At 68.3% G+C, this 6,542-nt stretch carries 7 protein-coding genes; 5 read left to right on the forward strand and 2 right to left on the reverse strand.

The genetic code is table 11. From position 1 onward, the window contains the following. The 5 genes from IQ216_RS10225 to IQ216_RS10245 all read left to right on the forward strand — a co-directional run. Positions 1-159, forward strand: a 159-nt coding sequence (locus IQ216_RS10225; RefSeq protein ID WP_193815390.1) for a flavin reductase family protein, incomplete at its 5' end; no start/stop codon positions are given. Next, positions 116-2,212, forward strand: coding sequence for an excinuclease ABC subunit UvrC (gene uvrC, locus IQ216_RS10230; RefSeq protein ID WP_193815391.1), 2,097 nt, complete (start codon positions 116-118; stop codon positions 2,210-2,212). The genes IQ216_RS10225 and uvrC, both read left to right, overlap by 44 nt. A 44-nt stretch (positions 2,213-2,256) precedes the next feature. Beyond that, positions 2,257-2,583 (forward strand): hypothetical protein, encoded by a 327-nt coding sequence (locus IQ216_RS10235; protein ID WP_370566698.1) that lies wholly within the window; start codon positions 2,257-2,259, stop codon positions 2,581-2,583. Further along, a complete protein-coding gene (locus IQ216_RS10240) occupies positions 2,583-4,145 on the forward strand; it encodes a cryptochrome/photolyase family protein (RefSeq protein ID WP_193815392.1) in 1,563 nt (520 codons plus the stop codon). The genes IQ216_RS10235 and IQ216_RS10240 overlap by 1 nt, the downstream gene beginning before the upstream one ends. Positions 4,146-4,243: 98 nt before the next feature. Further along, the gene (locus IQ216_RS10245; protein ID WP_193815393.1) at positions 4,244-4,615 is read left to right on the forward strand and encodes a hypothetical protein; all 372 of its coding nucleotides are present in this window, start codon (positions 4,244-4,246) and stop codon (positions 4,613-4,615) included. Here IQ216_RS10245 and IQ216_RS10250 read toward each other — a convergent pair. Beyond that, positions 4,594-5,625 carry an AI-2E family transporter gene (locus IQ216_RS10250; RefSeq protein ID WP_193815394.1) on the reverse strand — a complete coding sequence of 344 codons (1,032 nt, stop codon included), beginning with the start codon at positions 5,623-5,625 and terminating at the stop codon, positions 4,594-4,596. The genes IQ216_RS10245 and IQ216_RS10250 overlap by 22 nt on opposite strands. 69 nt (positions 5,626-5,694) lie before the next feature. Further along, a complete protein-coding gene (msrA, locus tag IQ216_RS10255; RefSeq protein ID WP_370566699.1) occupies positions 5,695-6,306 on the reverse strand; it encodes a peptide-methionine (S)-S-oxide reductase MsrA in 612 nt (203 codons plus the stop codon). Positions 6,307-6,542: the final 236 nt, after the last annotated feature.

The raw sequence follows: 6,542 nt of genomic DNA on the forward strand, positions 1-6,542 counted from the left end.
ATCCTGGACAACGCCCTCGGCGCCGTGGAGTGCGAGCTGGTGGGCCAGGTGGCCCTGGGCGACCACACCGTGTTCGTGGGCGAGGTGAAGGCCGCCACCCTGCACCGTGACGGCGATGCCCTGGAGCTGGGCAGCACGGGCTGGAAGTACGGCGGTTGAGGCCCTCGCCAGGGCGGCGCCGGCGGTGAGCACTCCGCCCCTGATCCAGCAACCCGAGCGGCTGGCGACCCGGCTCAAGGAGGTTCCCTCCGAGCCGGGCTGCTATCTGCTGCGGGACAGCGACGACCGCATTCTCTACATCGGCAAGGCGAAAGTGCTGCGCCAGCGCGTGCGCAGTTACTTCCAGAGCGGCAGCGGCCACGGCCACAGCCCCCGCATCGCCCTGATGGTGCGCCAGGTTTGCGAGCTGGAGTTCATCGTCACCGACAGTGAGGCCGAGGCCCTGGCCCTCGAGTCGAACCTGATCAAGCACCATCAGCCGCACTTCAACGTGCTGCTCAAGGACGACAAGAAATACCCCTACCTCTGCATCACCTGGAGCGAGGCCTACCCCCGCATCTTCATCACCCGCCAGCGCCGCTTTCGCTCCCCCCTGGATCGCTTCTACGGCCCCTACGTGGACGTGGGCCTGCTGCGCCGCACCCTCGCCGTGGTCAAGCGGGTGTTCCCCCTGCGCCAGCGGCCCCGGCCCCTGTACCGCGACCGCACCTGCCTCAATTTCGACATCGGCCGCTGTCCGGGCGTGTGTCAGCAGAAGATCAGCTCCGAGGACTACCACCAGACCCTGCGCCAGGTGGCGATGGTGTTCCAGGGCCGCAACGACGAGCTGCTGGCCCTGCTGCAGGGCCAGATGGAGCGCTATGCCGAGCGGCTGGATTTCGAGAGTGCCGCCCGGGTGCGCGATCAGCTCCAGGGCATCGACACCCTCACCGCCGACCAGAAGATGAGCAGCGGCGACAGCTCGGTGAGCCGCGACGTGGTGGCCCTGGCCGCCGGCGAACGGGTGGCGGCGGTGCAGCTGTTCCAGGTGCGGGCCGGCAAGCTGGTGGGGCGGCTGGGCTACATGGCGGAGGTCACGGAGCTGCCAGCCCCCGAGGAGGTCGCCCTGGGACGCATTCTGCAGCGGGTGGTGGAGGAGCATTACAGCCAGGTGGAGTCGGTGGAGATCCCGCCGGAGTTGCTGCTGCAGTTCCCCCTGCCCCAGCAGGAGCTGATCAGCAGCTGGCTGAGTGAGCAGCGGGGGCGCAAGGTGCGGCTGGCGGTGCCGCAGCGCCAGCAGAAGGCCGAGATGATCGATCTGGTGGTGCGCAACGCCAGCTATGAGCTGCTGCGGGCCGAGCGGGCCAGCGAACAGAACCTGCTGGCCACGGAGGATCTGGCCCAGCTGCTGGAGCTCACGGCGGCGCCGCGCCGGGTGGAGGGCTACGACATCAGCCACATCCAGGGCAGCGATGCGGTGGCCTCCCAGGTGGTGTTCATCGACGGCCTGCCGGCCAAGCACCACTACCGCAAATACAGGATCCAGAGCAGTTCGATCCGCGCCGGCCATTCCGACGACTTCATGGCCATGTCCGAGATCATGCGGCGCCGTTTCCGCCGCTGGGCCCAGGCCAAGGCCGAGGGCGCCGACCTGCTGGAGCTGCGCCGTCAGGCCGGCACCGCCCTGCACACCGGCGGCCTCAACGACTGGCCCGATGTGGTGATGATCGACGGCGGCAAGGGTCAGCTCTCCGCCGTGATGGAGGCCCTGCGGGAACTCAACCTCCACGACGACCTGGTGGTGTGTTCCCTGGCCAAGCAGCGGGAGGAGGTGTTCGTGCCTGGGGCGACCAGCCCGCTCGAGAGTGAGCCCGAGCAGCTGGGGCTGCAGCTGCTGCGGCGGCTGCGCGATGAGGCCCACCGCTTCGCGGTGAGTTTCCACCGCCAGCAGCGCGGCGAGCGCATGAAGCGCTCCCGGCTCTCCGACATCTCCGGTCTGGGCCCCAAGCGGGTCAAGGACCTGCTGGCCCATTTCCGCTCGATCGATGCCATCCAGCTGGCCAGCCCCGAGCAGATCGCCACCGCCCCCGGGATGGGGCCGGCCCTGGCCCGCCAGGTGTGGGAGTACTTCCATCCCCAGGGCGAGGCGGAAAGCGGCGAGGCGGAGAGCGGCGAGAGGGGGGAGCCGCCGGCCGAGCGGGAGGCTGACCAGCCCCTGGAGCTGGCCAGTTGAGGGAGCTCAGCGCTGAGCGTGTCCCAGGGCGGCCCTGGCCCCTGCTGCTGGCCCTGGTGCTGGGCGGCCTGCTCCAGCTGGCCACCCTGCTGGCGCCGGTGCCGGCCCTGGCCGCCCCGGGCCTCTGCGTGGGGCCGGTGTGCGCCGATGAGATCACCCGCAGTGCCAAGCACCACTGGCAGCTGCGACTGCGGGTGGACGACCAGCGGGGCCATCGGGAACGGCTGGTGGTGGACTGCCGTGACGGCCACCTCAGCCCCGAGAGCGGCACGGTGGAGAGGGGCTACGCGGCGGCGGTGGCGCGCCGCGCCTGTCGTCTGGCCGGCGAGGGCCCCCCGGGCGATGGCCTGGAGTCGCCGGGGCGCAGCTGATGGCCCTCACCCTGATCCTGGGCGACCAGCTGCACCGCGACTGGTTCCGTGCCTCACCCCTGCAGCTCGCCCCCGCCAGCCGGGTGCTGATGATCGAAGACCTGGCCGTCGCCTCGGCCTACCGCTACCACCAGCTGCGCCTGCTGCACACCTTCGTGGCGATGCGCAGCCTCCGCGACGCCCTGAGCGCCCGGGGGCTGGCGGTGCGCTATTTCGAACTGCCGGCCTCGGAGGGCTGCTCCTTCTGGGAGCGGCTGGCGGCGGAGCTGGGCGAAGACCGGGAGCTGAGGCTGGCCGAGATCGCTGACCGCGGTTTCGAGCAGCAGCTGCAGGCCTTCTGCCGGGAGCGCGGGGTGCAGCTCACCCTGCTGCCCTCACCCGCCTTCCTCGAATCCGTGGCTGAGAGCCGCGCCTGGTTCGAAGGCCGGCGCCGTCCGTTCATGAAGACCTTCTACGAGCGGCAGCGCCGTCGCCTGGGACTGCTGCTCGAGGCCGACGGCACCCCCAGCGGCGGCCGCTGGAGTTTCGACAGCGAGAACCGCCGCCGGCTGCCGAAGAACTATCAGGAGCCACCGCTCCCCACCGTGGCGGCCAGCCCGCATGAAGCGGCGGTGCGGCAGCTGATCGCCACCCACTTCGCCACTCACCCCGGCGAGCTGGGWGACCTCTGGATCCCGTTCGATCACGATGGCGCCGAGGCCTGGCTGCAGCGGTTCCTGCAGGAGCGACTCGATGCCTTCGGCCCCTATGAGGACGCCCTCAGCCAGAGCCGGGGCAGCCTGCACCATTCCCTGCTCTCTCCCCTGCTCAACATCGGCCTGCTGAGCCCGGCCGGGGTGATCCAGGCCGCCCTGGCCCACGCGCACCGCCGGGATGCCGCCGGCGCGCCGGTACCGATCGCCTCGCTGGAGGGTTTCCTGCGCCAGGTGATCGGCTGGCGGGAGTTCGTGCGCGGCATCGATCGCGTCCACGGCGAGCGCCAGGCCGCCAGCAACTTCTGGCATCACCAGCGCCGGCTGGCCCCCTGCTGGAGCGATGGCAGCACCGGCCTGCCACCACTGGATGCGGCGATCGGAAGGCTGAACCGCACGGGCTACAACCACCACATCGAGCGGCTGATGGTGATCAGCAACCTGATGCTCCTCTGCGAGATCCAGCCTCTGGAGGTGCACCGCTGGTTCATGGAGCGCTACCTGGATTCCTACGAGTGGGTGATGGGGCCGAATGTCTACGGCATGGGCCTGATGAGTGACGGTGGCCTGTTTGCCACCAAGCCCTACATCTGCGGCTCCAACTACATCCTCAAGATGAGCGATGTCAAACGCGGCCCCTGGTCTGACATCTGGGATGGTCTCTACTGGCGCTTCATCGAGCGCCACCGGGCCTTCTTCCAGGCCAATCCCCGCCTCTCGATGATGGTGCGGCTGCTGGATCGCATGGATCGCCAGCGTCGCGATGGCCTGGCTGCTGCAGCCGAAGCCTTCCTCCGGCGCGTCACGGTGGCCCCGCCTTCAGCAGACCCCGCCCTGAGCAGACTTTCCCCTGAGATGCCTTTCCCCTGAGCAGGGTGGGTCTTGAGGAAGCTGCGCTGCAGTCTTGCCTTCCACCGGGTCAGGAATTAGATCGGATACAGTCGCCATTGCCCGTCATGCAGATCCCGATGCCAGGCGCTGCCCGTGCCTTCATGGTGTTCGGCGCCCTTTCCGCCCTGTTGGGCGCCGCTCCGCCCCTGAAGGCCCAGGACCGGGTGCCCATTGAGGCTGTCCGCGCCATCAACACGGCCCGCACCCGCAGCGTGAAGATCAACGGAGGGCTTCAGGTCTACCGCCCGGCAAGCTGCATGTTCGCCACCGCAGCCCTCGATAATCCCTGCCTCGTGAGCAGCGACAGCGACGGTTTCGTCTTCAGCTTCATGGGCGGTCCACCGGCCTGGCAGGAGCGAGATCTTGCCCCCAGCCTGGAAACGGAGATTCGTATCTCTCCGGATGGAACGATCGTGGAAGAACTGATCTACAACGGGCCACCCCGCTGAGGGCTGGAGGCGGAGTCTTGCTCCTCTTCCTTACCCCAGCCCAGGATCATCCCCGTGACGGGAATGGCCAGGAACACTCCCAGCAGGCCCGCCAGCCGCTCTCCAACGAACAGGGCAAAGAACAGCACCACCGGGCGGATCTGCAGGGCCCGGCCCATCACCCGTGGGTGGATCAGATTGTCCTGGATCTGCTGCAGCACCACCGAAGCGATCACCACCTGCAGGGCCAGCCACTGGCCCTGGGTGAGGAACACCACGCTGCTGGCCGCGATCACGCCCAGGGTGGCGCCGATGCCAGGGATGGCATCCAGCACTCCCACCACGATCGCCAGGATCAGGGCAAACTTCACCCCCATCAGGGCGAACACCAGAAAGCTGGCCAGGCTCAGAAACAGCATCATGGTGATCTGGCCGCGCAGGAACCCCAGCACATTCTTCTGCACGCTGCGGTCGAAACGCCCGCGCACCTCCTCAGGCAACAGCTGCAGCACCTGGGTCCAGGTGGCGCCGTTGTCCACCAGCATGTAGATCACAATCACCAGCAGAATCACGCCGGCGAACAGGTTCGAGAAGGCCCCGCCGATCATCCCCAGGCCGCTGCCGAGGCTGTCGCGCAGCAGGTCCAGCACCTGGGCGAGCTGGATCGTCCTGAAGTAGTCGTGGAAGGGCAGATCGGGGCGCTGCAGCCCCAGCACCAGGTCGTTGAGCAGGCTGCTGCCCTGGTTCACCAGCTGGAAGCCGAGCACGGCCACCAACAGGCTGCCGCTGCCGAAGGCGGCCAGGCCGGTGATCAGGATCGCCAGGCCCCGGCTGCACCCCAGGGCCACCAGCCGCCGCACCGGATACTCCAGCAGCACAGCCAGCACCGCTGCGGCGATGAACAGGGTGAGCACCGGCCGAAAGAACGCCACCAGCTGCACCAGCGCCCAGCCGCAGGCGAGCAGCAGCAGGAACCGCAGCAGCGCTGATTGGTTCAGCCCCTGCCAGGGCGGCTCATTGGGCTGGCTCATCGGGGTGCTGGTGCATGGGGAGGTGGACCCCACCATGCACCCGAAGCTGCCGGCCCCGGCCACCCACCCTTACTGCCGTAACTCAGGGAAGGTGCTGCGGAACGTCTCCAGCTTCGGGATGTCGTGCACCAGCACATAGGGGTGGCGTGGATTCCGCCGCACGAAGTCCTGGTGGTAGTCCTCGGCGGGGTAGAAGCGGGCGCTGCTCTCCAGTTGGGTGGCAATCGGCTTCGCGAAGCTGCCGGCCTCATTGAGCTGGGCGATGTACTGGCGCGCCACGTTCTGCAGCAGGGGATCGTCGCTGAAGATCGCCGATCGGTACTGCTCTCCCACATCGGGCCCCTGGCGGTTCACCTCGGTGGGGTCGTGGGCCACGGCGAAGAACACCTTCAGCAGTTCCCCGTAGCTCACCTGGCCCGGGTCGTAGGTGATGCGGATGCCCTCCGCATGGCCGGTGGTGCCCTGGCTCACCTCGGCGTAGCGGGCCGTGGCGCCGGAGCCGCCGGCATAGCCGGTCTCGACGCTGTGGACCCCCCGCACCTCTTCAAAGATCGCCTCCATGCCCCAGAAACAGCCCCCCGCCAGCACGGCTGTCTGGTCGGGGCCGGGGCGACGGCCCGGATCCAGGGCCGGATCGGGCAGGGCGGCGGCGCTGGCGGTGTTGCAGGCAAGGATCACCAGATCGCAGCCATGGGCCCACAGGTATTCCACGGCGGTTTTTGTCAGCTTGTAGACATCATCGGCATCGCGCACGCCATAAGGCGCGTGGGCATTGTCGCCATAATAGACAAAATGCACGTCCGGCAGCCGCTTTGTCACCGCTTCCAGAACGGTCAAGCCGCCAAGACCACTGTCGAAAATCCCTACTGCCATCGCGCGCCCGTCCTTGGGCGTGATGGTCACGCCCGGTGTTTCTC

This window comes from Cyanobium sp. LEGE 06143, from assembly GCF_015207535.1.
Classification (GTDB): Bacteria; Cyanobacteriota; Cyanobacteriia; order PCC-6307; family Cyanobiaceae; genus NIES-981.

Bases quoted from the DNA above. Each gene is read 5' to 3' on its own strand.
- IQ216_RS10250 (WP_193815394.1), bottom strand. From the start codon at position 5,625: ATGAGCCAGCCCAATGAGCCGCCCTGGCAGGGGCTGAACCAATCAGCG.
- uvrC (WP_193815391.1), top strand. From the start codon at position 116: ATGCCCTGGAGCTGGGCAGCACGGGCTGGAAGTACGGCGGTTGAGGCC.
- IQ216_RS10245 (WP_193815393.1), top strand. From the start codon at position 4,244: ATGCCAGGCGCTGCCCGTGCCTTCATGGTGTTCGGCGCCCTTTCCGCC.